Annotated in this window: 21 protein-coding genes and 1 riboswitch; of the genes, 9 read left to right on the top strand and 12 right to left on the bottom strand. The window is 55.8% G+C overall.

All coding sequences use genetic code 11. The features are described from left to right. The 10 genes from mraY to ilvI form a co-directional block, all read right to left on the bottom strand. Positions 1–1,083, bottom strand: coding sequence for a phospho-N-acetylmuramoyl-pentapeptide-transferase (mraY, locus tag MWH02_RS12225; protein WP_271460726.1), 1,083 nt, complete (start codon positions 1,081–1,083; stop codon positions 1–3). After that, a complete protein-coding gene (gene murF / locus MWH02_RS12220; protein WP_271460725.1) occupies positions 1,077–2,438 on the bottom strand; it encodes a UDP-N-acetylmuramoyl-tripeptide--D-alanyl-D-alanine ligase in 1,362 nt (453 codons plus the stop codon). Before murF ends, mraY begins: the two co-directional genes overlap by 7 nt. Further along, a complete protein-coding gene (murE, locus tag MWH02_RS12215; protein WP_271460724.1) occupies positions 2,435–3,922 on the bottom strand; it encodes a UDP-N-acetylmuramoyl-L-alanyl-D-glutamate--2,6-diaminopimelate ligase in 1,488 nt (495 codons plus the stop codon). The genes murF and murE overlap by 4 nt, the downstream gene beginning before the upstream one ends. Continuing rightward, a complete protein-coding gene (locus MWH02_RS12210; protein WP_008108616.1) occupies positions 3,909–5,675 on the bottom strand; it encodes a peptidoglycan glycosyltransferase FtsI in 1,767 nt (588 codons plus the stop codon). The genes murE and MWH02_RS12210 overlap by 14 nt, the downstream gene beginning before the upstream one ends. Positions 5,676–5,691: 16 nt before the next feature. Further along, the gene (ftsL, locus tag MWH02_RS12205) at positions 5,692–6,012 is read right to left on the bottom strand and encodes a cell division protein FtsL (RefSeq protein ID WP_101762119.1); all 321 of its coding nucleotides are present in this window, start codon (positions 6,010–6,012) and stop codon (positions 5,692–5,694) included. Further along, on the bottom strand, positions 6,009–6,950 hold the full coding sequence (rsmH, locus tag MWH02_RS12200) for a 16S rRNA (cytosine(1402)-N(4))-methyltransferase RsmH (RefSeq protein WP_101762120.1): 942 nt from the start codon (positions 6,948–6,950) through the stop codon (positions 6,009–6,011). Before rsmH ends, ftsL begins: the two co-directional genes overlap by 4 nt. A 2-nt stretch (positions 6,951–6,952) precedes the next feature. After that, entirely contained in the window at positions 6,953–7,411 is a 459-nt protein-coding gene (mraZ, locus tag MWH02_RS12195) for a division/cell wall cluster transcriptional repressor MraZ (RefSeq protein ID WP_007885013.1), read from the bottom strand. 489 nt (positions 7,412–7,900) lie between these two features. Next, positions 7,901–8,911 (bottom strand): catabolite repressor/activator, encoded by a 1,011-nt coding sequence (gene cra, locus MWH02_RS12190; protein WP_101762121.1) that lies wholly within the window; start codon positions 8,909–8,911, stop codon positions 7,901–7,903. A gap of 197 nt (positions 8,912–9,108) precedes the next feature. Then, the gene (gene ilvN / locus MWH02_RS12185; protein WP_007885011.1) at positions 9,109–9,600 is read right to left on the bottom strand and encodes an acetolactate synthase small subunit; all 492 of its coding nucleotides are present in this window, start codon (positions 9,598–9,600) and stop codon (positions 9,109–9,111) included. 2 nt (positions 9,601–9,602) lie between these two features. Further along, positions 9,603–11,327: an acetolactate synthase 3 large subunit gene (gene ilvI / locus MWH02_RS12180; protein ID WP_137385150.1), complete on the bottom strand. Its 1,725-nt coding sequence runs from the start codon at positions 11,325–11,327 to the stop codon at positions 9,603–9,605. Between the two features lie 732 nt (positions 11,328–12,059). On the opposite strand from ilvI, the gene leuL reads away from it, so the two are divergent. The 5 genes from leuL (at position 12,060) to leuD (ending at position 16,913) form a co-directional block, all read left to right on the top strand. Continuing rightward, positions 12,060–12,143, top strand: a complete 84-nt coding sequence (gene leuL / locus MWH02_RS23100) for a leu operon leader peptide (RefSeq protein WP_099686952.1) — start codon at positions 12,060–12,062, stop codon at positions 12,141–12,143. A 93-nt stretch (positions 12,144–12,236) separates the two neighbouring features. Then, on the top strand, positions 12,237–13,799 hold the full coding sequence (gene leuA / locus MWH02_RS12175; RefSeq protein WP_101762123.1) for a 2-isopropylmalate synthase: 1,563 nt from the start codon (positions 12,237–12,239) through the stop codon (positions 13,797–13,799). 2 nt (positions 13,800–13,801) lie between these two features. Next, positions 13,802–14,893: a 3-isopropylmalate dehydrogenase gene (gene leuB, locus MWH02_RS12170; RefSeq protein ID WP_101762124.1), complete on the top strand. Its 1,092-nt coding sequence runs from the start codon at positions 13,802–13,804 to the stop codon at positions 14,891–14,893. Between the two features lie 4 nt (positions 14,894–14,897). Beyond that, entirely contained in the window at positions 14,898–16,304 is a 1,407-nt protein-coding gene (gene leuC / locus MWH02_RS12165) for a 3-isopropylmalate dehydratase large subunit (protein ID WP_101762125.1), read from the top strand. Positions 16,305–16,307: 3 nt separating this feature from the next. After that, positions 16,308–16,913: a 3-isopropylmalate dehydratase small subunit gene (gene leuD, locus MWH02_RS12160; RefSeq protein WP_271460723.1), complete on the top strand. Its 606-nt coding sequence runs from the start codon at positions 16,308–16,310 to the stop codon at positions 16,911–16,913. A gap of 36 nt (positions 16,914–16,949) precedes the next feature. Here leuD and MWH02_RS12155 read toward each other — a convergent pair whose 3' ends face one another. Further along, complete coding sequence (locus MWH02_RS12155; protein WP_271460722.1) at positions 16,950–18,137, bottom strand: MFS transporter; 1,188 nt, start codon at positions 18,135–18,137, stop codon at positions 16,950–16,952. A gap of 254 nt (positions 18,138–18,391) precedes the next feature. Here MWH02_RS12155 and sgrR point away from each other — a divergent pair, with 254 nt between their 5' ends. The 4 genes from sgrR to thiQ all read left to right on the top strand — a co-directional run bounded on the left by sgrR (position 18,392) and on the right by thiQ (position 23,488). Beyond that, a complete protein-coding gene (gene sgrR / locus MWH02_RS12150; protein WP_271460721.1) occupies positions 18,392–20,053 on the top strand; it encodes an HTH-type transcriptional regulator SgrR in 1,662 nt (553 codons plus the stop codon). Positions 20,054–20,088: 35 nt separating this feature from the next. Further along, positions 20,089–20,184, top strand: a riboswitch (TPP riboswitch). Between the two features lie 46 nt (positions 20,185–20,230). Next, complete coding sequence (gene thiB / locus MWH02_RS12145; RefSeq protein ID WP_271460720.1) at positions 20,231–21,217, top strand: thiamine ABC transporter substrate binding subunit; 987 nt, start codon at positions 20,231–20,233, stop codon at positions 21,215–21,217. Continuing rightward, positions 21,217–22,803, top strand: coding sequence for a thiamine/thiamine pyrophosphate ABC transporter permease ThiP (gene thiP / locus MWH02_RS12140; protein ID WP_271460719.1), 1,587 nt, complete (start codon positions 21,217–21,219; stop codon positions 22,801–22,803). The genes thiB and thiP overlap by 1 nt, the downstream gene beginning before the upstream one ends. Continuing rightward, positions 22,787–23,488, top strand: coding sequence for a thiamine ABC transporter ATP-binding protein ThiQ (thiQ, locus tag MWH02_RS12135; RefSeq protein WP_271460718.1), 702 nt, complete (start codon positions 22,787–22,789; stop codon positions 23,486–23,488). Before thiP ends, thiQ begins: the two co-directional genes overlap by 17 nt. On the opposite strand, the gene MWH02_RS12130 is transcribed toward thiQ, so the two are convergent. Further along, positions 23,485–24,249: a DedA family protein gene (locus MWH02_RS12130; RefSeq protein WP_271460717.1), complete on the bottom strand. Its 765-nt coding sequence runs from the start codon at positions 24,247–24,249 to the stop codon at positions 23,485–23,487. The genes thiQ and MWH02_RS12130 overlap by 4 nt on opposite strands. Positions 24,250–24,325: the final 76 nt, after the last annotated feature.

Below are 24,325 nucleotides of genomic sequence, written 5' to 3'. Positions count from 1 at the left end.
TTAACGTACCTTCAGCGTTGCCAGGCCAATCAGCACCAGCATCAGCGAAATAATCCAGAAGCGCACAATGACGCGCGGCTCCGGCCAGCCTTTCAATTCATAGTGATGGTGAATCGGCGCCATGCGGAAAATACGTTGACCGCGCAGCTTGAACGATCCCACCTGCAGAATCACCGACAGCGTTTCAACCACAAATACGCCGCCCATGATTAACAGCAAAAATTCCTGGCGCAGCAGCACGGCGATGGTGCCGAGCGCACCACCCAGCGCCAATGAGCCGACATCGCCCATGAACACTTGCGCTGGATAGGTGTTGAACCACAAAAATCCGAGTCCGGCTCCGACAATCGCGGTGCAGACAATCACTAATTCTCCCGCGTGCCGTAAATAAGGAATGTGCAGATATTCGGCAAACTTAACGTTACCGGTCGCCCACGCCACCAGCGCAAAGCCTGCGGCCACGAACACCGTTGGCATAATGGCTAAGCCATCAAGACCATCCGTTAAGTTAACCGCGTTGCCGGTACCGACAATCACGAAGTAGGCCAGCACCACGTAGAACAGGCCCAGCTGCGGCATCACGTCTTTAAAGAACGGCACCACCAGCTGCGTTGCAGGCGTATCTTTACCGGCGATAAACAGCGCGAACGCAACCGCCAGCGAAATTACTGACATCCAGAAATATTTCCAGCGCGCGATCAGGCCTTTGGTGTCTTTGCGCACCACCTTACGATAGTCATCCACAAAGCCGATGATGCCAAAACCGACCAGCACCACCAGTACGCACCAGACGTATGGATTAGACGGATAGGCCCACATCAGCACCGAAATAGTGATGGAGGTGAGGATCATTACGCCGCCCATGGTTGGCGTGCCGCGTTTGCTGAAGTGTGACTCTGGACCGTCGTTACGCACCACCTGACCGATCTGCAGCTTCTGCAGCCAGGCAATCAGGCGCGGGCCCATCCACAGAGAAATGAACAAGGCGGTCAGCAGGCTGACAATGGCGCGAAACGTCAGATACGAGAAGACGTTAAAGCCGGAATAAAATGCGACCATATGTTCGGCCAGCCAGACTAGCATGTTCCTTTCTCCTGTAAGCTCTGTACTACCTGCTCCATGGCGGCACTACGTGAACCTTTAACCAAAATAGTGATGTCCTGATGTTCGGACAGCAATGTGCGTAAACGTTCAGTTAGCGCGGTTTTTGTGGCGAAATGCTCGCCTTTACCGCTGTTTTCGCCAATCAGCTGGCTCAGAGTCCCAATGCTCAGCACGCGATCGACACCGGCCGCTTTGGCCGCATCGCCGACCTGGCGATGACACAGTTCGGCTTCATCACCCAATTCAGCCATATCGCCCACTACCATCACGCGGTAGCCCGGCATATCGCCTAGCACCTGTGCGGCGGCAGTCATAGAACCGACATTGGCGTTGTAACTGTCATCCAGCAGCAGTTGATTGACCGCCAGGCGAATCGGGAACAGTCGACCAGGAACAGCCTGCAAGGTTTTAAGGCCAGTTTGAATCGCCGACAGCGGCGCATCTACTGACAATGCCAACGCTGCAGCGGCTAACGCATTCGAGATGTTATGACGGCCCGGCAGCGGCAGCTCCACGGCGATATCACCGCGTGGCGTATGCAGCGTGAACAGCGTGGCATCGGCTCGCAGCACGATTTCGCTGGCGCGGAACTCTGCATCAGCCATCGGCTGCGGCGAGAAGCGCCACAAGGTTTTATCTGCAAACTGTGATTTCCAGTTGGCCAGATCGTTGCTGTCAGCGTTGACGATGGCGGTGCCGTGTACCGGCAAGCCGCCAAAAATTTCGCCTTTGGCTTTCGCCACGCCCGCCAGCGAGCCAAAGCCTTCCAGATGGGCGGCAGCAAGGTTATTCACCAGCGCAGTTTCCGGACGCACCAGATCGGTGGTGTAGGCAATTTCACCCTGATGGTTGGCACCTAACTCGATCACCGCGTAAGCATGCTCTTTGGTGAGACGCAGCAGCGTCATCGGTACACCGAAGTCGTTGTTCAGGTTGCCGGCCGTGTAAAGCGTTTCGCCACACTGACGCAAAATCGCGGCGGTCATCTCTTTGACCGAGGTTTTGCCAGATGAACCGGTCAGCGCAACCACGCGAGCGTTCGCCTGTTGGCGTACCCACGCGGCGAGTTGCCCAAAAGCAATCCGCGTATCAGCCACAACCACCTGCGGGATAGAAACCGGCAGCAGTTGACTGACCAGCAGCGCCTGCGCGCCGTTGGCAATGGCATCGTTAGCGAAATTGTGAGCATCAAAACGTTCACCCACCAGCGCCACAAACAGGCTGCCGGCGGTAACTTTGCGAGTATCGGTGGTGACATCGGCAAGGGTTAAATCAGCGCCGTGCAGTTGACCGCCGCTGATTTCGGCCAGCGTATTGAGAGAAACGGGAATCATGCCATCACCCCCAACAAACGGGCGACGGTGTCGCGATCGGAGTAATCCAAACGGCGGTTGCCAATGATTTGATAATCTTCGTGGCCTTTTCCGGCCACCAACACGATGTCATCGGCGCCAGCTTGCATCACGGCGTTGGTGACCGCCTGCGCACGACCGGAAACCACGCGTGCGCGGCCCGGATCGAGCAAGCCGGTGAGAATGTCATTCACAATCGCCATCGGCTCTTCGCTGCGCGGATTATCGTCGGTGATCACGACGATGTCGGAGAATTGCTCAGCAATCGCGCCCATCAGCGGACGTTTGCCTTTGTCACGATCGCCACCGCAGCCAAACACGCACCACAGCTGGCCTTTACAGTGCAGACGCGCCGCTTCCAGCGCTTTTTCCAGCGCATCCGGCGTGTGAGCGTAATCGACAACCACCGTAGGTTTGTCTGGCGCAGTGAATACTTCCATGCGACCACACACCGGCTGCAGCTGCGGCGCAGTGGCAACCAGCGCATCAAGCGGGTAATCCACCGCCAGCAGCGTACCCAGCGCCAGCAATAGGTTGCTCACGTTGAAAGCGCCCATCAGGCGGCTATCAAACTCGCCGTTGCCCCAGCTGGAGCTGAACTGAATATGCGCACCGCCGTCGTGATAATCCACCGCCGTGGCTTTCAGCCAGCGGCCATGACAGCCCGATTGCAGATTGTCTTCCATGGTGACCGCTACCGCATCCGGCAATTTCGCCAGCCAGCGACGCCCCACTTCATCATCCGCATTGATGATGGCTTCAGCGACCTGATGCTCAGAGAACAGTAACCATTTAGCGGATTCATAACTCTGCATATCACCGTGATAATCGAGGTGATCGCGGCTCAGGTTAGTAAATACCGCGGCCGCAAACGGCAAGGCGGCAACGCGATGCTGCACCAAGCCGTGTGAGGAGACTTCCATTGCCGTCAGGGTTGCGCCCTGCCCGACTAAATCATTCAGCACATGCTGCACATCCACCGCAGAACCGGTGGTGTTTTCGGTTGCCACCAGTTGACCGTAAAGGCCATTGCCTACCGTGCCCATCACTGCGCCGGTTTCACCGAGCAGATTGGCCCACTGCGCCATCAGTTGCGTGGTGGTGGTTTTGCCGTTAGTGCCAGTAACACCAATCAATTTCAGTTTGCTTGCAGGCTGCTGATAAAAGCGTCCGGCCAGTGCAGAGAGACGCTGCTGCAACTGCGCCAGATAGATAACCGGGACGCCATGCATCTCGCGGATATCTCCATCGCTGGCTTCGCCTTCGGCTTCGGCAATCACTGCCGCTACGCCTTGTGCAATAGCCTGCGGAATAAAACGACGTCCATCAGCATGATGGCCCGCCACGGCGATAAACAGATCGCCAGAAGCCGCCGCGCGGCTATCTAGTGTCATGTCACGGAGTGGACGCGCCGGCGCACCCGGCACCCACGGGGCCAGTAAGTCGCGCAGGTTACGATCTGTCACTTGATTCCTCACTTCTATTCTTCACCAACTCGTTCTTATCAACTGTTGGCAGCGCATCAGGTTCGATATTCATGGTACGCAATACGCCGCCCATGATGGCGCCAAACACCGGTGCTGAAACCGCACCACCATAATATTTACCGGCCTGGGGATCGTTGATCACCACCACCAGCGCAAAACGAGGACGGCTGGCAGGCGCAACGCCTGCGGTATAAGCAATGTATTTGTTGACGTAACGTCCATCCGGTCCAACTTTCTTGGCGGTACCGGTTTTGATGGCAATGCGATAGCCCTTGATGGCGGCTTTAACCCCACCACCGCCAGGCAACGCAACGCTTTCCATCATGTGCATCACCGTTTTCACCAGGTCTTCCTGGAAAACGCGTTCACCCGCCACTGGCGGGTCAACTTTGGTGATCGACAGCGGGCGATTGATGCCGTAGCTGCCAATGGTTGCGTAGACTCGCGCTAACTGTAACGGCGTTACCATTAGCCCGTAGCCGAAAGAGAAGGTGGCCCTCTCTATGTCAGACCACCGTTGTTTTTGAGGGTATAAGCCACTACTTTCCCCGACCAGCCCCAAATTGGTCGGTTTACCCAGTCCAAAGCGCGCGTAAGTATCTACAAGTGCTGAGGAGGGCATCGCTAACGCCAAACGTGAAACCCCGACGTTACTCGACTTCTGTAAAACCCCGGTAAGGGTCAATTCGTTATAGCGCGCCACGTCTTTGATCTCATGACCATTGACGCGGTACGGCACGGTATTCAGTACGCTGTTCTCTTTCACCACACCGCGCTGCAAAGCCGTCATCACCACCATCGGTTTCACGGTGGAACCTGGCTCGAAGATGTCGGTAATAGCGCGATTACGCATCACGTCTTTCGGCGTGTTGCTGAGATTATTCGGGTTGTAAGCGGGGCTGTTCGCCATCGCCAGCACTTCGCCGGTGTTTACATCCACCAGCACCGCGGTGCCTGATTCGGCTTTGTTGAACGCCACGGCATTATTCAGTTCGCGGTACACCAGCGCCTGCAGACGTTCATCAATGCTTAGCGTCAGGTTGTGCGCGGCGCGGCTATCTACCGAGGAGATATCTTCAATGACGCGGCCGTTGCGGTCTTTACGCACCGTACGTTCACCCGGTGCGCCAGTCAGCCATTTGTCGAAGCTTTTTTCGATGCCTTCAATGCCCTGGCCATCAATGTTGGTAAAACCAATCAGGTGCGCGGTCACCTGGCCCGCCGGATAGTAGCGGCGCGACTCTTCACGCAGGTAGATGCCCGGCAGCTTAAGCTTTTTCACATACTCGCCAATCGCTGGATTCACCTGACGCGCCAGATAGACAAAGCGCCCTTTCGGGTTGGCATTGATACGTGCAGCAAGCTGATCGAGCGGAATCGATAACGCATCCGACAGCGCTTTCCAGCGACTATCCAGCGAGACGCCGCCGTGTTCGGTCAGCTCTTTCGGATCGGCCCAGATCGCATTCACCGGCACGCTCACCGCCAGCGGACGACCGGCACGATCGCTGATCATACCGCGCGCGGTTGGCACCGATTGCACGCGCAGCGAACGCAAATCGCCCTCTTTCACCAGCTTGTCAGGGTTGATCACCTGCAGCCACGCTACGCGCGACAGCAGTCCGCCCAGCGCCAGTAAAATGCACCCGCACAGTAACGCAAAGCGCCAGCTTACAAAGCTGGCCTTATCTTCTTGTTTTTTTAACTTCAGCGTTTTGCCTGCGCCACTCATTGAGTTCTGCGATTCCTTATTTCTGCACCACAATATTTTCCTGCGAAGGATCAACATGCTGCATTTGCAGTTTATCGGTTGCTATCCGCTCTACGCGGCTGTGATCGCCCAGTGCGTTCTCTTCAAGAATCAGGTTGCGCCATTCGATATCGAGCGCATCACGCTCCAGCACCAGCTGTTCACGCTGCGCCGTTAACAGGCGCGTCTTATGCGTGGTGGTCACGACCATTACCGAGGACACCAGCACCGCGATCAACAGCAACAGCGGGATCTTGCCAAATCGCAGCAAGTCCCCACCAATGACACCGGGTAAGCTGTGGCGCTCGTTGCCAATCATGAGGCCGTTCGCTCCGCGATACGCAATACCGAACTGCGCGCACGTGGGTTTTCGTTCACTTCGGCTTCGCCAGGAATCAATTTGCCCAGCGTTTTCAGCTCACGACCGCCTAAGGCTTTAAGCTGCGACTCCGTCATCGGAATGCCTGCTGGCACCTGAGGACCGCGGCTCTGATCGCGCATAAAACGCTTCACTAAGCGATCTTCCAGTGAGTGGAAGCTGATGATCGACAACCTGCCGCCTGGCGCGAGAACCGACAAGGCCCCTTTCAGCGCGGTATCGATCTCTTCCAGCTCACTGTTGATCCAGATACGAATCGCCTGGAAAGTACGCGTTGCCGGGTGCTTAAATTTGTCTTTGACGGGCATTGCGGCGGCAATCACCGTCGCCAGCTCTTTGGTGCGCGTCATCGGCTGGTCGCGGTTACGCTCTACGATGGCGCGCGCAATACGTTTACCGAAACGCTCTTCACCGTAGGTCTTGATCACGAAAGCGATATCCGCCTCCTCTGCGCTCATCAGCCATTCGGCGGCCGATTGCCCGCGTGTTGGATCCATACGCATATCCAGTGGCCCATCACGCATAAAGGAGAAGCCACGTTCGGCATCATCCAGTTGCGGAGAAGAGACGCCCAGATCGAGGAGAACACCATCGATCTTGCCGGTCAATCCACGCTCTTCGACGTATTCCGCCAAAGCCGAAAACGGCCCGTGGACGATCGAGAAGCGCGGATCGTTTATCTCAGCGGCTGCGGCTATCGCTTGCGGATCGCGATCAATCGCTATCAGTTGCCCTTTCTCACCAAGCTGCGAAAGGATTAAGCGCGAGTGACCGCCGCGACCAAAAGTGCCATCAATATAAATGCCGTCTTCCCTGATATTGAGGCCGTTTACCGCCTCATCCAGCAGCACTGTGGTGTGTTTGAAATTTTCCTGCATAGCTATAGCGACAAGTCCTGCAACCGCTCAGATAAAGGCTCCTGAGCCGACTGTTCTGTGTCAATATCATCCTTAACTTGTTGATACCAGGTCTGTTCATCCCACAGCTCAAACTTATTGAACTGTCCAACCAGCATCACTTCTTTGGTCAGGCCGGCATGTTGACGTAACGTGTTCGCCAACAACAAACGACCCGCATTATCCATCTGGCATTCACTGGCATGTCCCAACAGCAGTCGCTGTACGCGACGCTCGGCAGGATTCATGCTGGATAAGCGAGACAGCTTTTTCTCAATGATTTCCCATTCAGGCAGGGTATAAAGCAGCAGGCATGGCTGGTGGAGGTCAATGGTGCATACCATTTGCCCCTGAGACTCTGCGACAAGCAATTCACGATAGCGCGTTGGTACTGCTAATCGTCCTTTGCTGTCGAGATTGACCAACGTTGCTCCACGGAACATGCCAGCCTTACCCCTCAATCACCCGTTTTCACCACTTTATCCCACTTTTTACCACGAAACGAGTTTACGGAGCCGATGAAATCCTTGTCAAGCCGCAACGGCAAGTGAATATCACTATTTACATCGGGTGAAATTAATCAATGAGGGAATTAATCGACATAGATTCGTAAAATAAAAAATTAACCTGATGAATAATTGAATAAAAATTTCTGCACGAGGAAAAATGGTGAAAAATAAAGCGCTCCAGCGCAAAAATATAATTGCCCCGCAATCTGCGACAGCGGCGGCATTTTAGGGGATTTCTGAAAGGAAGCCCAGCATCATCGCGCCAGCTCTGCCGCGCCTCACTGGTGAACATGTAAACAATTAAGAAAAGTCAGCAAGGTTAAATTGTTAGCTGGAGTGGCGATTATTTACGCTTATTTACGCCCTAAGGTTTCAAAATATCGACAGGATTAATAAATGCTGGGCAGCGAACTGCCCAGCATTTCATTTAGAGCGGCGACTTAATTGTCCGCGGCGGAATAAATTGCGACGGATACGGGTTAAACCAGGCTTGGGTTTACGTGGTTCATCTAGCGAGGCTAACACCAGTTCCAGCACGCGCTCAGCGACGTCGCGATGACGTTGCCCCACCGCCAGCACCGGGCACTCGAGGAAATCCAGCAATTCATGGTCGCCAAAGGTGGCGATCGCCAAATCTGTCGGCAGGCGACCATCACGCTTCAGCGTAATGTCCATTACGCCCTGCAGCAGCCCAAACGACGTGGTGAACAGTGCCTCCGGCATCGGATGATCTTCGAGGTACTTCTCAAACAGCGCCGCAGCGGCGGCCCGATCGAAACTGTTGCAGTAGATGTAATCAATTGGCCGCTCATCATCTTTCCACGCATCGCGGAAACCTAACTCACGCAGGAAGCTGACCGACAACTCAGGCAGCGCGCCGAGGAACAGCACATTTTTCACCGGTAGCTGACGCAATTCAGCCGCCAGCGCCTGCGCATCATCCTGATCGGCACCCACTACGCTGGTAAAGTGTTCACGATCCAGCGCACGGTCCAGCGCGATAATCGGTAACGGATCGTTGATCCAACGCTGATAGAACGGATGCTCTGGTGGCAGTGAAGTTGAAACAATGATGGCATCAACCTGGCGCTGCAACAGATGCTCGATGCAGCGCATTTCGTTGTCTGGCTGATCTTCTGAGCAGGCAATCAGCAGCTGATAGCCGCGCTGACGCGCCTGACGCTCCAGATAATTCGCAATGCGCGTGTAACTGGTGTTTTCCAGATCGGGGATCACGAGGCCAATCGAACGTGTGCGCCCGGCGCGCAGCCCAGCCGCGACGGCATTGGGGTGATAGTTGTGTTCACGCACCACCGCCATCACTTTTTCGACGGTTTTTTCGCTGACACGATACTGCCGCGCTTTGCCATTAATTACATAGCTGGCCGTGGTGCGCGACACGCCTGCCAGGCGCGCAATTTCATCCAGTTTCACGGTGACACCTTAATTCTGATAAGCCAGCGCTGACGAAAATATCCGCAGAGTAGCTATGGGTAAAACATTTGTAACATCTAACCGCAGAACACTACGCCGAGCAACCGCTTTTCTCTCGCATCCTGGTTAAGCGCATAAAATAAAAAAACCCGGCATTTCGCCGGGTTAGAATCAGATGAAATCGTTACTTTGGGTGATTAACGCATCACGCGATCGCCGCGCGACACACCCACAATTCCTGAGCGCGCCACTTCGACAATTTCTGCCACGTCACGCACGGTGTTGAGAAACGCATCGAGTTTATCGCTGGTGCCTGCCAGCTGAACCGTGTAAAGCGTTGGCGTGACATCGATAATCTGCCCACGGAAAATTTCCGCGCTGCGCTTAACTTCTTCACGGCCGTAACCGCTGGCCTGGATTTTCACCAGCATGATCTCACGCTCAACGTAAGCGCCCTGACCCAGCTCGCTGACACGTAACACGTCCACCAGCTTGTGCAGCTGCTTCTCAATCTGCTCCAGCACTTTCGCGTCGCCGACCGTTTGAATGGTCATGCGTGACAAGGTGGGATCATCGGTCGGTGCCACAGTCAGGCTTTCGATGTTATAGCCACGTTGAGAGAACAGCCCCACTACGCGGGACAATGCGCCGGATTCGTTTTCCAGCAGAACCGATAAAATACGACGCATAATTAAGTCCTCTCCGTTTTGCTCAGCCACATCTCATCCATCGAACCACCACGAATTTGCATCGGGTAAACGTGCTCGCTGCCGTCAATGTTTACATCGACAAACACCAGACGGCCTTTCGCCAGCGTATCCAGTGCCAGCTGCAGCTTCTCTTCCAGCTCCGCCGGATGCGCAATGGAAATGCCCACATGCCCATACGCTTCGGCCAGACGCACGAAGTCAGGCAGCGATTGCATGTAGGACTGCGAATGGCGGCCCGAGTAAATCATGTCCTGCCACTGCTTAACCATGCCGAGGAAGCCGTTGTTGAGGTTCAATACCAGCACCGGTAAATCGTACTGCAATGCGGTCGACAGCTCCTGAATGTTCATCTGGATACTGCCATCGCCGGTCACGCAGATAACCGTCTCATCCGGCAGCGCCATCTTCACGCCCAGCGCAGCAGGCAAGCCGAAGCCCATGGTGCCTAAGCCGCCGGAGTTGATCCAGCGACGCGGCTTGTCGAACTGGTAGTAAAGTGCGGCAAACATCTGATGCTGACCAACGTCAGACGTCACGTAAGCTTCGCCTTTGGTCAAACGACAGATGGTCTCGATGACTGCCTGCGGTTTGATTTTGTCGCTGGTACGATCGAATTCCAGGCACTTGCGACCGCGCCAGCCTTCAATGGTCTGCCACCAGTCGCGCAGGCTATCGAGTTCTTGCTTCGCATCGCTTTGCGCCAGCAGCTCTAACATCTGTGCCAGCGTCTGCTTCGCATCGCCAACGATTGGAATGTCGGCGCTGACCGTTTTGGAGATCGACGTCGGATCGACATCGATATGCATGATGGTGGCGTTCGGGCAGTACTTCGCCAGATTGTTGGTGGTGCGGTCGTCGAAGCGCACGCCAATACCGAAAATCAGATCGGCATTGTGCATGGTCATGTTGGCTTCGTAAGTGCCGTGCATCCCCAGCATGCCGACACACTGACGATGTGTGCCAGGGAACACGCCCAAGCCCATCAGCGAGGTCGTTACCGGAATATTCAGTTGCTCTGCCAGCTGCAGCAGCTCGGCTTCGCAGCCCGACATAATCGCGCCGCCGCCGGCGTAAATCACCGGCTTGTGTGCTGCCAGTAATGTTTGCAGCGCGCGCTTAATCTGTCCTTTATGGCCCTGAATGGTCGGATTGTATGAGCGCATGCTCACTGTTTCCGGCCAGACGTACGGCAGCTTGTTGGCGGGATTCAGGATATCTTTTGGCAGATCGATCACCACCGGTCCCGGGCGACCGCTTGCTGCCAGCCAGAAGGCCTTTTTCAACACGGTTGGGATCTCTTCGGCGTTTTTCACCAGGAAGCTGTGCTTCACCACCGGGCGGGAGATGCCGACCATGTCGCACTCCTGGAACGCATCGTAACCAATCAGTGACGAAGGCACCTGACCCGAAAGAATTACCATCGGGATCGAATCCATATAGGCGGTTGCAATACCGGTAATCGCGTTGGTGGCGCCCGGACCGGAAGTCACTAGCACCACGCCCACTTCACCGGTAGCACGCGCAAGGCCATCGGCCATGTGCACCGCGCCTTGTTCATGACGGACTAATACGTGGTCAATACCACCGACCGTTTGCAGCGCATCGTAAATATCGAGCACCGCTCCGCCCGGATAACCGAATACCTGCTTAACGCCCTGATCGATCAACGAACGGACGACCATTTCGGCTCCTGACAACATCTCCATTTTCTGCCTCCAGGCTTGAGGGACTGAATCCACTGACGTTCGCGTTTCCCGCACGCCACTGATATCCGGCCCCCGATCGCCAATTAAGATCAAAACCTTATGTTTATGCTCAGAAGGCGGCGTTCTGTCCACCTTCCAGGTACAGGGAATCTACTTGAGTTAATTATATGAGAGTAGGTCGATTACCATAACCGCAGACAACCCGCCCTGCAAACGCCAGGACGCCACGTCGCGCCCGATCCGGCAATAAAGGCACTGATGCGTGATTATTGCCTGCGAGGATTAAACTAATGCTTCGTCATAACCACAGAGGAAAATGCTGGTTTATAGATTATTTGCAGCGTGTTCTAAGAAATATGATTTTCATATTGCCTGACCACTCAGTCCACAATCTTTTGTGATAATTACTTTCTGGCGTGATTATCTATAAAACGGCCTGATCACATCATATTCTTCTTAACAACAAGCCTAATCTTGTTTTATCAGCAATGCGCATTATCAACTTAAGATGTTAATTATCAAATATTTAAAATAAATTCTATTTTCTAAACGATTTTTTAAGTGGATGGATTCACTTATTCTGTTGCTAATTAATGTCATTGCTCTGCGCAGCCGAAAAATCACAGCACATCGCCCTTCTGACTTCACAGAAATACCCTTGTACTTAAGGTTGACTTCACACGTCAATTCCAGTACCAATATGTGCAGCACTCAATTTACGAGGTTTGACTCATGTTTCATTCTTTCCGCCTACTCGGTCTACTACTAAACGCATCCAGTTTGCGCGGTAGACTCGTGGGCGGAATCAATAACTGATTCGAACCTGCAGAAGTTTAAGAAACCCGCGCCAATGCGCGGGTTTTTTTATGCTCGTAGCACCGGCAAAGTTAACGCATAAGGAAGATTACGATGAGCCAGCAAGTTATTATTTTCGATACCACTCTGCGTGATGGCGAACAGGCTTTACAGGCCAGCCTGAGTGTTAAAGAAAAACTGCAAATCGCTCTGGCGTTGGAACGTATGGGCGTGGATGTGATGGAAGTGGGCTTCCCCGTTTCCTCTCCAGGCGATTTTGAATCCGTACAAACCATCGCTCGTACCATTAAAAACAGCCGCGTCTGCGGACTGGCACGCTGCGTTGAGAAGGACATTGACGCCGCATACGAATCACTGCGTGTGGCTGAAGCGTTCCGTATTCACACCTTCATCGCGACTTCGCCGATGCACATCGCCACCAAATTGCGCAGCACACTGCCAGAAGTGATTGAACGCGCAGTGCACATGATCAAACGCGCCCGCAACTATACCGACGACGTTGAGTTTTCCTGTGAAGATGGCGGGCGTACGCCAATCGACGATTTGTGCCGCATGGTTGAAGCCGCGATCAATGCCGGTGCAACCACCATCAACATTCCGGACACCGTCGGCTACACCTTGCCAGGCGAATACGCCAACATCATTGGCCAATTGGTGGCACGCGTTCCAAATATCGATAAAGCCATCTTGTCGGTTCATACCCACGACGATTTGGGTATGGCGACCGGCAACGCCATCGCTGCGGTATTGGCCGGTGCGCGTCAGGTTGAAGGTACGCTGAACGGTTTAGGCGAACGCGCCGGTAACTGTGCGCTGGAAGAAGTGATTATGGCGATCAAAACCCGCCAGCAGATCATGAACGTCCACACCAACATTAATCATCAGGAAATCTACCGCACCAGCCAAACCGTGAGCCAAATCTGCAACATGCCGATTCCAGCCAACAAAGCGGTGGTCGGTTCTAACGCCTTCGCCCACTCTTCCGGTATTCACCAGGACGGCGTGCTGAAGAATCGCGAAAACTACGAAATCCTGACGCCAGAATCTATCGGCCTGCACAAAATCCAGCTGAACCTGACTTCCCGTTCTGGCCGCGCTGCGGTGAAACACCGCATGGAAGAGATGGGTTACAAAGAGTCCGATTACAACCTCGACACGTTGTACGACGCCTTCCTGAAGCTGGCCGACAAGAAAGGTCAGGTGTTCGATTACGACCTGGAAGCGTTGGCCTTTATCAACAAGCAGAACGAAGAGCCAGAATATTTCGAGCTCAACGAATTCAACGTGCAGACCGGCTCCAGCGTAACCGCAACGGCCTCCGTGCAGTTGGGCTGCGGTGAAGAGACCAAAGCCGACGCCGCAACCGGTAACGGTCCGGTTGATGCGGTCTATCAGGCAATCAACCGCATCACCGGCTTTGAAGCTGAGCTGATTAACTACAAGCTGACGGCGAAAGGCCACGGCGAGAACGCGCTGGGTCAGGTCGATATCGTGGTCAACTACAACGGTCGTAAATTCCACGGCGTTGGCCTGGCGACCGATATCGTCGAATCATCGGCGAAAGCGATGGTGAACGCGTTGAACAATATTTGGCGTGCTAAGCAGGTGGAAAAAGAACTGCAGCGTAAATTTAAAGATCAGAAGGAAACGGTGTAACTATGTCTAAGTCTTCTCATATCGCGGTATTGCCAGGCGACGGAATTGGTCCGGAAGTGATGGCGCAGGCCATGAAAGTTCTCGATGCAATTCGTACGCGTTTCGACATGCGTATCACCACCAGCGAATATGATGTTGGCGGTATCGCCATCGATCGTCATGGTGAACCGCTGCCACCGGCTACCGTTGCTGGCGCAGAGCAGGCAGATGCAATTCTGTTTGGCTCCGTAGGTGGCCCGAAATGGGAACATCTGCCACCTGCGCAGCAACCCGAGCGCGGTGCGCTGTTGCCGCTGCGTAAGCACTTCAAGCTGTTCAGCAACCTGCGCCCTGCTGCGCTGTATAAAGGCCTGGAAGCGTTCTGCCCGCTGCGTAGCGATATCGCCGGACGCGGTTTCGACATCCTGTGCGTGCGTGAACTGACCGGCGGCATCTACTTCGGTCAGCCAAAAGGCCGCGAAGGCAGCGGCCCGCACGAGCGCGCTTTCGATACTGAGGTTTATCACCGTTTCGAAATCGAGCGCATCGCGCGTATCGCGTTTGAATCCGCGCGTAAGCGCCGCAACATCGTCACCTCAATCGACAAAGCCAACGTTTTGCAGACTTCCGTCATGTGGCGCGAGATTGTGAACGAAGTGGCAAAAGATTATCCGGATGTGCAGTTGAGCCACATGTACATCGATAACGCCACCATGCAGCTGATTAAAGATCCATCACAGTTTGACGTGCTGCTGTGTTCTAACCTGTTTGGCGACATTCTGTCAGATGAATGCGCGATGATTACCGGTTCAATGGGCTTGCTGCCTTCCGCCAGCCTGAATGAAGAAGGTTTTGGCCTGTTTGAGCCAGCGGGCGGTTCCGCACCGGATATCGCCGGTCAGAACATCGCTAACCCGATTGCGCAGATTCTGTCGCTGTCACTGCTGTTGCGTTACAGCCTGAATGCGGATGAAGCCGCCGCAAGCATTGAACGCGCCGTGAGCCGTGCGCTGGAAGCGGGTTATCGCACCCGTGATTTGGCCGGTGACGGCAAAGCCGTGAGCACAGATGAGATGGGCAGCATCATTGCCGGTTTCATCGCCGAGGAAAAATAATAAAATGAAAAGCTTATATCAGAAGTTATTTGATGCACATGTCGTTAACGAAACCCCGAACGAAACGCCGTTACTCTATATCGATCGCCATCTGATCCATGAAGTGACGTCGCCGCAGGCCTTTGATGGTCTGCGTGCGCACGGGCGCAAAGTGCGTCAGCCGTCGAAAACCTTCGCCACCATGGATCACAACGTTTCGACGCAGACCAAAGACATCAATGCGTCTGGCGAGATGGCGCGTATTCAGATGCAAGAGCTGATGAAAAACTGTGCTGAGTTCGGCATTCAGCTGTATGACCTGAATCACCCATTCCAGGGCATCGTGCACGTCATTGGGCCAGAGCAAGGTATGACGTTGCCGGGCATGACCATCGTCTGCGGTGATTCCCACACCGCCACGCACGGCGCGTTTGGTTCGCTGGCATTCGGTATCGGTACTTCCGAAGTTGAGCACGTGTTTGCCACGCAAACCCTGAAACAGGGCCGCGCGAAGACCATGAAGATTGAAGTGCTGGGCGAAGCGGCGCCAGGCATTACCGCCAAAGACATTGTGTTGGCCATTATCGGTAAAACCGGCAGCGCTGGCGGTACCGGTCACGTTGTCGAATTCTGTGGCCCAGCGATCGAAGCGCTGAGCATGGAAGGCCGCATGACGCTGTGTAACATGGCGATTGAAATGGGCGCCAAAGCGGGCCTGGTCGCGCCGGACGACACCACTTTCAATTATCTGAAAGACAAGCAGTTCTCGCCGAAGGGCGAGCAGTGGGAACAAGCGGTCGCTTACTGGCGCACGCTGAAGTCTGACAGCGATGCCAAATTCGACAGCATCGTCACGCTGCACGCGGAAGATATCGCTCCGCAAGTGACCTGGGGCACCAATCCAGGCCAGGTAATGGCGGTAGATCAAGCGATTCCGAATCCACAATCCTTTGCCGATCCGGTTGAGCGCGCCTCAGCAGAGAAAGCGCTGGCTTACATGGATCTGCAGCCAGGCATCAAACTGACTGACGTGGCGATCGATAAAGTGTTTATCGGTTCCTGCACCAACTCACGTATTGAAGATCTGCGCGCTGCTGCTGCGATTGCCAAAGGCCGTAAAGTGGCGCCGGGCGTGGTGGCGATGGTGGTGCCAGGTTCGGGTCCGGTAAAAGCACAAGCCGAAGCCGAAGGTCTGGACAAAATCTTCCTCGAAGCCGGTTTTGAATGGCGTTTACCGGGTTGCTCCATGTGTCTGGCCATGAACAACGACCGCCTCAATCCAGGCGAACGTTGCGCATCAACCAGCAACCGTAACTTTGAAGGCCGTCAGGGCCGGGGTGGACGTACTCACCTGGTGAGCCCGGCAATGGCTGCTGCGGCTGCCGTAACCGGTCGCTTTGCCGACATTCGTGAATTGACTCAGGGAGCGTAAGCCATGGCGAACAAATTTACTCAACACACCGGCATTGTGGCGCCATTGGATGCGTCCAACGTCGATACTGATGCCATTATTCCAAAGCAGTTCCTGCAGAAAGTGACGCGCACCGGTTTTGGCGCGCATCTGTTCCACGACTGGCGTTTTGAAGATGATGCGGGCACCGTGCCAACCGCCAGCTTTGTCCTGAACAAACCGGAGTTCAAAGGCACCAGCATTTTGCTGGCGCGTGAGAACTTTGGCTGTGGTTCATCGCGTGAGCACGCGCCGTGGGCGCTGACCGACTTCGGCTTCCATGTGGTGATTGCGCCAAGCTTCGCCGACATTTTCTACGGCAACAGCTTTAACAACCAGCTGCTGCCGGTGAAGCTGAGCGATGAAGAAGTGGATGAGATGTTCAAACTGGTTGCCGCGCAGCCGGGCATCACCTTCACCGTGGATCTGGAAGCGCAAACTGTAACCGCAGGCGATAAGACTTATAGCTTCGAAATCGACAGCTTCCGCCGTCACTGCATGATCAACGGCCTCGACAGCATTGGCCTGACGCTGCAACACGAAGCGTCTATCTCCAGCTACGAGACCAATCAGCCCGCGTTCTTACGCTGAGGCAACAAGGGCGACATCCTGTCGCCCTTCTCTTTGCTAGCTATCAACCACATCCCGCACGCGCGACGCCAATCCCAACGCCAGCACCGCCAGCCCCAACGCCAGCCAGTAAACCGACTCATGACCAAAGCGTTCACTCATGGTGCCCTGAATGATGCCAGCGATAATCATGCCGGTGGAAATTGAGGTGGTGAACAGCGTCGTCGCCGCACCTGCGCGGCCCGGCATTAAATCCTGGAACCACAACATGCCAATTCCGGCGATGATGCCAACAAACGCGGCATTAAAAAGTTGCAGCACCATCAACGCTGTCCGCGACTGGAACATCACCAATCCGAGATAAAACACCATTGCCGCCACCAGCGCCAGCAGCATCAGGTTGCGTTTGCCGGTGCGCCGCGCGTAATGGCCAGCCAGCAGCATGATCGGAATCTCCAGCCCGGCGGCGGTGCCCATCAGCAATCCCGCCAGCTTCTCCGGCAGGCCAAGCGTGGTACTGATATACAGCGGCATATCAATGATATACATGGTGTTGCACGCCCACATGGTGACGGAGGCGATAAACAGCAACCGCACCTGACTGTCCTTCCACGGGCTCAGCTGCGTCAGCACCTCTTCAGGCGAGACCACCACGCGCGGCACCGAGGGCAAGGTGCGCCAGACCAGCAGCATGCTTAGCAGGAAAATCCCCGCCGCCACGCAAAACAGCGTCACAAAACCGTAATTAAGCGCCAGCGCAAACGACAGCGGTGGCCCGATCACCCACGCCAGCGACAGCTGCGCACGCATCACCGAGCTGAACATCACCACTTCACGCGCCGACTGATCGGCATATTCCCGCGCGAGGGCGAACACCTGCGGAATCGACACGCTGGCCAGCGCCGACAAAAACACGCCCAGCGTCACCAGCGTTAAATAGTGGCGATTGAAGGCAAACAGCAGCGCATTCAGCGTCGCCATCAGGCAGCAAAACAGAATCAGATTGCGGCGATCGCCCTGATTATCGGAGCGTTTCGCCATTAGCAGGCTGACCACAATCCCCGCGATCGCATTGATGGTAAAGAACAAGCCGACCCAGAACGGACTTACCTGTACTTCGCGCGTCAGAAACAGGCTCAGCGTCGGCGCTTGCAGCGCACCGGCCACGCCGGTCATAAACGACACCGCCATAAACGAGAGGTAGACCGGATTGATGCGACGTTGACGCGTTAACAGCGATTTCATGCAGAAATCCCTTTGCGAATAAAAAAGGTAGAGAAATGAGGGTAGAAGATTCTACAGCAAAACGAAAAAAGCCAGCAGATAAAGCGCTGCTGGCGGTGAAAATGCACCCTACTCAGAAAGGGGTTCCACGTCGGCGGAACCGCTGGCAGAGCGCCATTCATTACTGAATGCCTCCCGCTCTTCCATTGCCGGGCAGTATGCCTCTAATATGAGGCAGGAAAAACTGAGCGATTCTGACAAGGAGTTCCCCTTTTATGTCCTCTTCACGTCTGCAGCAGCAATTTATCCGCCTATGGCAAAGCTGTCAGGGGCAGGATCAGGAAACCACGCTCAGCGAGCTGGCCGATCTGCTGCACTGCTCGCGTCGCCATATGCGTAACCTGCTCAACGCCATGCAAAGCCAAGGCTGGCTGATTTGGCAGGCAGAAGCGGGACGCGGCAAGCGCTCAATGCTGAGTTTTTGCTACACCGGCCTGGCGCTCCAGCAGCAGCGCGCCGAGGATCTGCTGGAACAAGATCGTATCGAACAGTTAGTGCAGCTGGTGGGCGATAAAAACCAGGTGCGCCAGATGATTGCGGCACATTTAGGCCGCAGCTTCCGCCAGGGTAAACACATCCTGCGCGTGCTCTATTATCGCCCGCTGCCCAATCTGCTACCCGGTTCGCCGCTGCGCCGTTCGGAAACCCATCTGGCGCGACAAATTTTCAACGGCCTGATGCGCATAAATGAGGAAAAGGGGGAAATCGAACCCGATATCGCCCATCACTGGCAGCAAACCTCGCCGCTGCAGTGGCGTTTCTTCCTGCGCCCGGCGATTCGTTTTCATCATGGCCGTGAACTGGAAATGGCGGATGTGATTGCTTCGCTGGAGCGCGTGCGCAGCCAGCCGCTGTTTTCTCACATCAGTAAACTGGATTCGCCCGCGCCCTGGACGCTGGATATCCATCTGAGCCAGCCGGACGATTGGTTGCCGTGGCTGCTGGCCAGCGTCAGCGCGATGATCCTGCCGCGCGAATGGCCCACGTTACGCCAGTTTGCCCGCCAGCCGCTTGGCACCGGTCCGTACAGCGTGGTGCGCAATCAGCAAACGCAGCTGAAGATCGCCGCCTTTGATGATTACTTTGGCTATCGCGCGCTGATTGACGATGTGTCGATTTGGGTGCTGCCGGAGATCAGCGACGAGCTGGTGTATGCCGGAGTCAAGTTGCAGGGCGAAACCGCCGATGAAAAATCGGAAGAGAGTCGTCTGGAAGAAGGCTGCTACTTCCTGCTGTACGATCAGCGCTCCGAGTGGGGTCGCGATGCCCATTTCCGCCGCTGGGCAAGCTATCTGTTTAATCCCATCGCCTTACTGAATCATGCAGGCGTAGGCTATCAGCGTTACTGGTTCCCGGCTTATGGCTTGCTGCCGCGCTGGCACCATCGCCGCGATCTCACCTCCGCCGATAAACCGGCAGGCTTAACTCAGCTGACGCTGAGCTGGTACAGCCATCACGTTGAGCATGAAGGTATCGCTAACGCGCTGCGACCGCTGCTGGCGCAGCAAGGTGTTGAGCTAATTACTCGTGTCGTGAGCTACGAAGCGTGGTTCGAGGGCGAAGGTGAAAGTGATATCTGGCTCGGCAGCGTCAACTTTACCCTGCCGCTGGAGTACGCGCTGTTCGCGCAACTGTTCGAGTTGCCGTTGATGCATCACTGCATTCCGATTGACTGGCAAGCCGATGCCGCGCGCTGGCGGCAGAAAGCGTTACCGCTGGCGGAATGGAGCAAACAGCTGATCGACCGCGACTATCTGCATCCGCTGTTCCATCACTGGCTGCTGCTGGAAGGGCAACGCAGTATGCGCGGCGTGCGGCTGAATACGCTCGGCTGGTTTGACTTCAAATCAGCCTGGTTTGCACCACCGGAGCTGTGATCCTTTCGCGCTGTCATATAAATGTCTAGAATGAGCCGTTCTCAACGGGGTGCCTTGATATCAGGGCTGAGAGAAACCCGTCGAACCTGATCCGGCTAATACCGGCGTAGGGATTTGAGATGCCTCACGCCTCAGATCCTTTGCGACTCAACATCTCTTCTCCTCAAGGAGCGCAAAGTGTTAAACAAAGTTCTGCCTATGTTGCTGCTGGTTACGGCACCGGCTTTCGCTGCCAAACCGGTTCTCACCGTTTACACTTACGATTCGTTCTCTGCCGATTGGGGCCCCGGTCCGGCGGTAAAAAAAGCCTTTGAAGCGCAGTGCGACTGCGAATTGAAGTATGTGGCGCTGGAAGATGGCGTATCGCTGCTCAATCGCGTGCGCATGGAAGGCAAAAACAGCAAAGCCGATGTGGTGCTGGGGCTGGATAACAATCTGGTGCAGGCGGCGGAGAAAACCGGCTTGTTTGCCAACAGCAGCGTGGATACCCGCAGCTTAAAACTGCCGGATGGCTGGAACAATCAAACCTTTATCCCGTTCGATTATGGCTACTTCGCTTTCGTCTACGATAAAAACAAACTGAAGAACCCGCCGAAAAGCCTGAAAGAGCTGGTCGAAAGCCCGGAAAAATGGCGAGTGATTTATGAAGATCCGCGCACCAGCACGCCGGGTCTTGGCCTGCTGCTGTGGATGCAAAAAGTGTATGGCGATAACGCAGCTGATGCGTGGCAGAAGCTGGCGCAAAAAACCGTTACCGTCACTAAAGGCTGGAGCGAAGCTTACGGCCTGTTCCTGAAAGGTGAAGGCGATCTGGTGTTGAGCTACACCACGTCTCCGGCTTATCACATCATCGAAGAGAAGAAAGAGAACTACGCCGCGGCCGAATTCAGCGAAGGCCACTATTTACAGGTGGAAGTCGCCGCGCAACTCGCCAGCAGCAAACAGCCTAAGCTGGCGCAGCAGTTCATGCAGTTTATGGTTTCTCCGGCCTTCCAGCAGACCATTCCTACCGGCAACTGGATGTATCCGGTGATCAAAAGCGATCTGCCAGCCGGTTATCAAACGTTGCAGGTGCCCGCGAAGGCGTTGCAATTCACGCCAGCCGAAGTCGCCGACCATCGCGCCGCGTGGATCAGCGCATGGCAACGCGCCGTTAGCCGTTAATGCCCGGCTGGTTGATTCCCGGTAGCGCCATCGCGCTGTTGCTGTGCGCGGTGGCGCTGCTGGCGTTTGGTGCATTGGTGGTGGTCGCTCCGGCCACCGACTGGCGCGCGCTACTCGACGACAGCTATTTGCATCATGTGCTGCTGTTCTCGTTTGAGCAGGCGCTGCTGTCGGCGCTGCTGTCGGTGCTGCCCGCGATCCTGCTGGCGCGCGCGCTCTATCGCCGCCGTTTTCCGGGACGCAATCTGTTGCTACGTCTGTGCGCCATGACGCTGGTGCTGCCGGTGCTGGTGGCGGTGTTTGGCTTGCTCAGCGTCTACGGTCGCAGCGGCTGGCTGGCACAACTGTGCGCGACCATCGGCTTTGACTACCACTTTTCGCCGTATGGCCTGCAGGGCATTCTATTGGCGCACGTCTTCTTTAACCTGCCGCTGGCGACGCGCCTGCTGTTACAGGCGCTGGAGAGCATTCCCGGCGAGCAGCGCCAGGTCGCCGCCCAGCTTGGCCTGCGCGGCTGGAATCTGTTTCGCTTGCTGGAGTGGCCGTGGCTGCGCCGTCAGATTCTGCCGACGGCGGCACTGATCTTTATGCTCTGTTTCGCCAGCTTCGCCACGGTGCTGGCGCTGGGCGGCGGACCACAAGCGACCACGCTGGAACTGGCGATCTATCAGGCGCTGAATTTCGATTACGATCCGGGCCGCGCGGCGCTGCTGGCGCTGTTACAGCTCGCTTGCTGTTTGCTGCTGGTAATGCTGAGCCTGCGCTTTAGCAAAGCCATTCCCACTGGCAGCCAGAGCATTCGCGGCTGGCGCGATCCGCAGGATTCATGGCAGGCGCGCATCAGCGATACGTTACTGATTGGCCTGGCGCTGCTGCTGCTGTTACCGCCGCTGGCGGCAGTAATCGTCGATGGTTTGCGCGGCGGCGTTGCCGGTGCGCTGCAACAAGCGGCGCTGTGGCAAGCCACCTTTACCTCGCTGCGTATTGCCGTGGGCGCCGGCGTGCTCTGCGTGGTGCTGACCATGATGCTGCTGTGGAGCAGCCGCGAACTGCGGCAGCGCCAGAACAGAGTCGCCGCGCAGGCGATGGAGATGAGCGGCATGCTGATTCTGGCTATGCCGGGCATTGTGCTGGCGAGCGGTTTCTTTCTGCTGTTCAACGCCACCGTGGGGTTACCGCAGCGCGCCGATGGTTTGGTGATCTTTACTAACGCCCTGATCGCCATTCCTTATGCGATGAAAGTGCTGGAGAATCCGATGCGCGATATCAGCGCCCGTTACAGCCAGCTCTGCGCTTCACTCGGCATCTCCGGTTTCAACCGCTTGCGGCTGATTGAGCTGCGCGCGCTGAAACGCCCGATTGCTCAGGCGCTGGCGTTTGCCTGCGTGCTGTCGATTGGCGATTTTGGCGTGGTCGCGCTGTTTGGCAGCGCCGATTTCCGCACGCTGCCTTTCTATCTGTTCCAACAGATTGGCGCCTATCGCGGTGCGGACGGTGCCGTCACCGCACTCCTGCTGCTGCTGCTCTGCTTGCTACTCTTCACTCTGATGGAAAAATTACCGGGTCGCCATGCTGACACTGAATAACCTTACTTACCTTTATCAGCATCTGCCGATGCGCTTCAGTTTTGCGGCGCAGGCGGGTGAACGTCTGGCGATCCTCGGTCCGAGCGGCGCGGGGAAAAGTACCTTGCTGAGTCTGATTGGCGGCTTTTTGCCGATCAATCAAGGCGCGCTGGTGATGAACGGCGTTGAGCATACCCACAGCGTGCCGTCGGCGCGGCCGGTTTCCATGCTGTTCCAGGAGAACAATCTTTTTCCGCATCTCACGGTGCAGCAAAACATGGCGTTGGGTTTACATCCGGGCCTGAAACTGACGCGCGAACAGCAGCAGCAAGTGGTGGATATCGCCGAGCAAACCGGCCTGCAGGCGATGCTAACGCGTTTGCCTGGTCAGCTTTCCGGCGGCCAGCGTCAGCGCGTGGCACTGGCGCGTTGCCTGCTGCGCAATCAGCCGATTTTGCTGCTGGATGAACCCTTCTCAGCGCTGGATCCGGCGCTGCGCAACGAGATGCTGCAACTGGTACGTTCGGTATGCGAAAGCCGCAACATCACCTTGTTGATGGTGTCGCACAGCCTGGAAGATGCTCAGCAGATTGCGCCGCGCAGTTTGGTGATCGTCGACGGGCGCATCTATTGGGATGGCAGTACAGAGAGTTTGGTGCGCGGTGAAAGTGAGGCGGCCGCCATCCTTGGCGTGACAGCGCGTTAAGCGAAGAAGACTTTCCACAGCAGATGGCGGAAGATCGGCATCATCGGATGGAACTGGATCGCGATAAACGCACCCAGGCCAATCGCCGCCATCAGCGGTGCCAGACAGCGCAGACGCGCAGTCGGCAGATATTTCGATGCCCAATCGACGGTTTTCCCGCTGCGCGACCAGCGCCACAGCAACCAGCCACCGATCCACAGCAACAGCGCCACCAGCAACAGCAGCCATTTAAAGCTGCCGCCCTGCGCGGCCTGCGGTACATCAATCGCCACGCCCGCCAGAATGCCCGGCATCAAATACGCGGGCGGCCAGAGGATGCAGCCAATCAGGTTAGGCGGCAGGAATTTGCGCACCGGCAACTCCAGCATGCCCGCTGCCAGCGGAATCAGCGGACGCGTCGGTCCTACAAATCGCCCCACCAGAATAGTGAACATGCTGTGTTGATGCAGCGCATGCTCGGTTTTATCCAGCAAACCCTTGTACTTTTTCAGATATTTCCAGCGATGCAGCGGCCCCTGAAACTTCCAGCCGATGCCGTAGGAAACCCAATCGCCGATTAAACAACCAACGAATCCGGCCGCCCACGCAGGGTAAAGACCAATTTGTCCGCTTCCGACCAGCGCCCCAAGGCTGGCCATTAATACCGTGCCCGGCAACAGCAATCCCACGAAGGCCAGCGACTCAAGGAAGGTCACCAGCGCCACAGCGATCAGCGCGTACTCCAGCGATTGCGAAAACAGGTGTTGAATCCAGGCTTCCATAAATATCCTCTGCGGAATATAGAGGCTGGATTGTCCAGAGCACGGGAGCCAGCGTCAAGGCAAGAATTGTAGAACG

The sequence above is a fragment of the Pantoea leporis genome (genome assembly GCF_028048155.1).
Taxonomy (GTDB): domain Bacteria; phylum Pseudomonadota; class Gammaproteobacteria; order Enterobacterales; family Enterobacteriaceae; genus Pantoea; species Pantoea leporis.
Note: the sequence above shows the minus strand (reverse complement) of the source record. Positions and strands in the feature narration are given on the sequence as shown.